General features: G+C 62.7%; 4 protein-coding genes. 3 read left to right on the top strand and 1 reads right to left on the bottom strand.

Annotated features, from left to right (window positions below; translation table 11 throughout):
• Both hydA and EOA27_RS30450 read left to right on the top strand, forming a co-directional pair.
• The coding region (hydA, locus tag EOA27_RS30445; protein ID WP_127257981.1) for a dihydropyrimidinase at window positions 1-1202 on the top strand (1202 nt) is incomplete at its 5' end.
• Window positions 1203-1204: 2 nt separating this feature from the next.
• Window positions 1205-1582 carry a hypothetical protein gene (locus EOA27_RS30450; protein WP_126081956.1) on the top strand — a complete coding sequence of 126 codons (378 nt, stop codon included), beginning with the start codon at window positions 1205-1207 and terminating at the stop codon, window positions 1580-1582.
• A 23-nt stretch (window positions 1583-1605) separates the two neighbouring features.
• Here the strand turns inward: EOA27_RS30450 and EOA27_RS30455 are convergent, their stop codons facing one another.
• The gene (locus EOA27_RS30455) at window positions 1606-2016 is read right to left on the bottom strand and encodes a cupin domain-containing protein (RefSeq protein ID WP_176479989.1); all 411 of its coding nucleotides are present in this window, start codon (window positions 2014-2016) and stop codon (window positions 1606-1608) included.
• 113 nt (window positions 2017-2129) lie between these two features.
• Between EOA27_RS30455 and EOA27_RS30460 the strand changes: the two genes are divergently transcribed.
• Window positions 2130-2843: ABC transporter ATP-binding protein (locus EOA27_RS30460; RefSeq protein ID WP_145970627.1), on the top strand; the 714-nt coding region annotated here is incomplete at its 3' end.

Here is a 2843-nt window from a genome sequence, read left to right on the forward strand (position 1 = left end):
CGACAATGGTGGTCGATTTCTGCCTGCCGGCGCCGCATCAGTCGCTGCTTGAGGCGCTGCAGATGTGGGACAACAAGACCTCGAAGGCGGCCTGCGACTATTCCTTCCACATGGCGATCACCTGGTGGGGCAAGCAGGTGTTCGACGAGATGGCGACGGTGGTCGACAGGGGCATCACCTCGTTCAAGCACTTCATGGCCTACAAAGGCGCGCTGATGGTCGATGACGACGAGATGTATGCGTCGTTCCAGCGCTGCGCCGACCTCGGCGCGCTGCCGCTCGTCCATGCCGAGAATGGCGATGTGGTCGCGGCACTGTCGCAAAAGCTTTTAGCCGCCGGCAACAACGGGCCTGAGGGGCATGCCTATTCGCGTCCGCCGGAGGTGGAAGGCGAGGCGACAAATCGGGCCATCATGATTGCCGACATGGCCGGCGTGCCGCTCTATGTCGTGCATGTCTCCTGCGAGCAGAGTCACGAGGCCATCCGCCGCGCCCGGCAGAAAGGAATGCGCGTTTATGGCGAGCCGCTGATCCAGCATCTGACACTCGACGAGACCGAATATTATAACAAGGACTGGGACCATGCGGCGCGCCGGGTGATGAGCCCGCCCTTCCGCAGCAAGTGGCACCAGGATTCGCTGTGGGCGGGCCTGCAGGCCGGCTCGCTGCAGGTGGTTGCGACCGACCACTGCTCCTTTACCACCAAGCAGAAACGCAACGGCATCGGCGACTTCACAAAAATCCCGAACGGCACCGGCGGCCTCGAGGACCGCCTGCCAGTGCTGTGGACGGCCGGCGTCAATACCGGCCGCCTGACAATGAACGAGTTCGTCGCGGTGACCTCGACCAACATCGCCAAGATCCTCAACATGTATCCGAAGAAGGGCGCGATCGTCGAAGGCGCCGACGCCGACATCATCGTGTGGGACCCGAAGCGCAAGAAGACGATCTCGGCCAAGAAGCAGCAGTCGGTGATCGACTACAATGTCTTCGAAGGTTTTGAGGTGACCGGCCTGCCGCGCTTCGTCTTTTCACGCGGCGAGCTTTCGATCGAGGAGGCGGACGTCAAGGCCAAGGTTGGCCATGGCGAGTTCGTCGCGCGTGAGCCGAACGCCGCGGTCAACCGGGCGCTGTCGACCTGGAAGGAGATTTCCGCGCCACGCAAGGTGGAGCGTACCGGCATTCCGGCCACGGGGGTCTGACCATGCGGGCTCTTCATCTCGTGCTGACGGCGACAGCAATGCTGGCCGCTGGCCATGCATCGGCCGCCAGCATCGATCTCTCAAAACCTTATGGCGACAAATATGGCTGCATCAACAAAAACGGCCAAGAGGTCGCCGCCGACAAGATGCTGCTCTTGACCGACAAGGAACTGATCACGGCGGCAAGCGCCTGCACCTTCAGCGACAAGCAGCCCCAGGCCGACGGATCGCTGGTGGTGACGGCAAAATGCGAGGTGGAGGGCGAAGAGGGGCAGGCGCCGACCAAGTTCACCATCAAGCGCAGTGCGAAGAACGCGAAGAAGCTGGTGGTGGCCGATGAAGAGGGCAATGTGATGGGCGAAGTCTCCCGGTGCAAATAACGACGAGAGGTTTTTCCTCCATCTCAGGCAACCAGCCCATCCAGTTCCGGCAGCAGAACGACGCTTTCCTGTTCGTTGGGATCGGTGCGGGCGATGACCGCCGAGGACGGCGCCCCGCTCAGATTGGCGGGCAGATGCGGCACGCCGGCCGGAATGTAGAAGAGATCGCCGGCCTTGACGACGATGTGGTGCTCGAGCCGGTCGCCGTACCAGGTGTGGACCTCGCCCGAAAGCACGTAAATGGCCGTCTCGTGGCTTTCATGCATATGCGCCTTGGCGCGGGCGCCGGGCGGCATGGTGAGAAGATGCATGCAGATGCCGGAGGAGCCGACGGTCTCGGCGGCGATGCCGGCGAAATAGCTCAGCCCCTGCTTGCCCTGATAGGTGCTTTCGGGGCGAACGAGATGACAGGTGGGTTTAGGCGACATCGGCAAGCCTCCGGGCAGCGTCGATCGGGTGGGACAGGACGAGTGGAAAGCAACGCTATCATAAAATCAACCGGATTGCGGACGGCGCGGCAGCGGCTGCGAAAGGCAGGCTGCAGCCAATGAGCGAACAGCCGCCAGCCGTCGTTTCGGCAAGCAAGCTCGGCCTCACCTTCCAGACCAATGACGGTCCGGTGCAGGCGCTGTCCAATGTCGATCTGACCATTGGCAAGGGCGAGTTCGTTTCCTTCATCGGCCCGTCCGGTTGCGGCAAGACAACCTTGCTGCGCGTCATCGCCGATCTGGAAAGGGCGACATCCGGAACGATCTCCGTCAACGGCATGACGCCTGAGCAGGCGCGCGAGAAGCGCGCCTACGGCTATGTCTTCCAGGCGGCGGCCCTGTTCCCGTGGCGCACCATCGAGCGCAATGTGGGATTGCCGCTGGAGATCATCGGCCTCTCCCAAGCCGAGCAGGCGGAGCGCATCAAGCGTACGCTGGCGCTGGTCAATCTTTCTGGCTTCGAGAAGAAATATCCCTGGCAGCTTTCCGGCGGCATGCAGCAGCGCGCCTCGATCGCGCGCGCTCTCGCCTTCGACGCGGACCTTTTGTTGATGGACGAGCCGTTCGGCGCGCTGGACGAGATCGTGCGCGATCATCTGAACGAGCAGCTTCTCGACCTCTGGGCGCGGACCAACAAGACGATCTGCTTCGTCACCCATTCGATCCCCGAGGCGGTGTATCTGTCGACACGCATCGTGGTGATGTCGCCGCGGCCAGGCCGCGTCACCGACATCATCGAATCGACGCTGCCGAAGGAGCGGCCGCTCGACATC

This window comes from Mesorhizobium sp. M2A.F.Ca.ET.037.01.1.1 (assembly GCF_003998075.1).
In the GTDB taxonomy this organism is placed as follows: Bacteria; Pseudomonadota; Alphaproteobacteria; order Rhizobiales; family Rhizobiaceae; genus Mesorhizobium.

What these genes read in the sequence shown, in the direction of transcription:
- EOA27_RS30450 (WP_126081956.1), top strand. Translation starts at nt 1,205, where the DNA reads ATGCGGGCTCTTCATCTCGTGCTGACGGCGACAGCAATGCTGGCCGCT.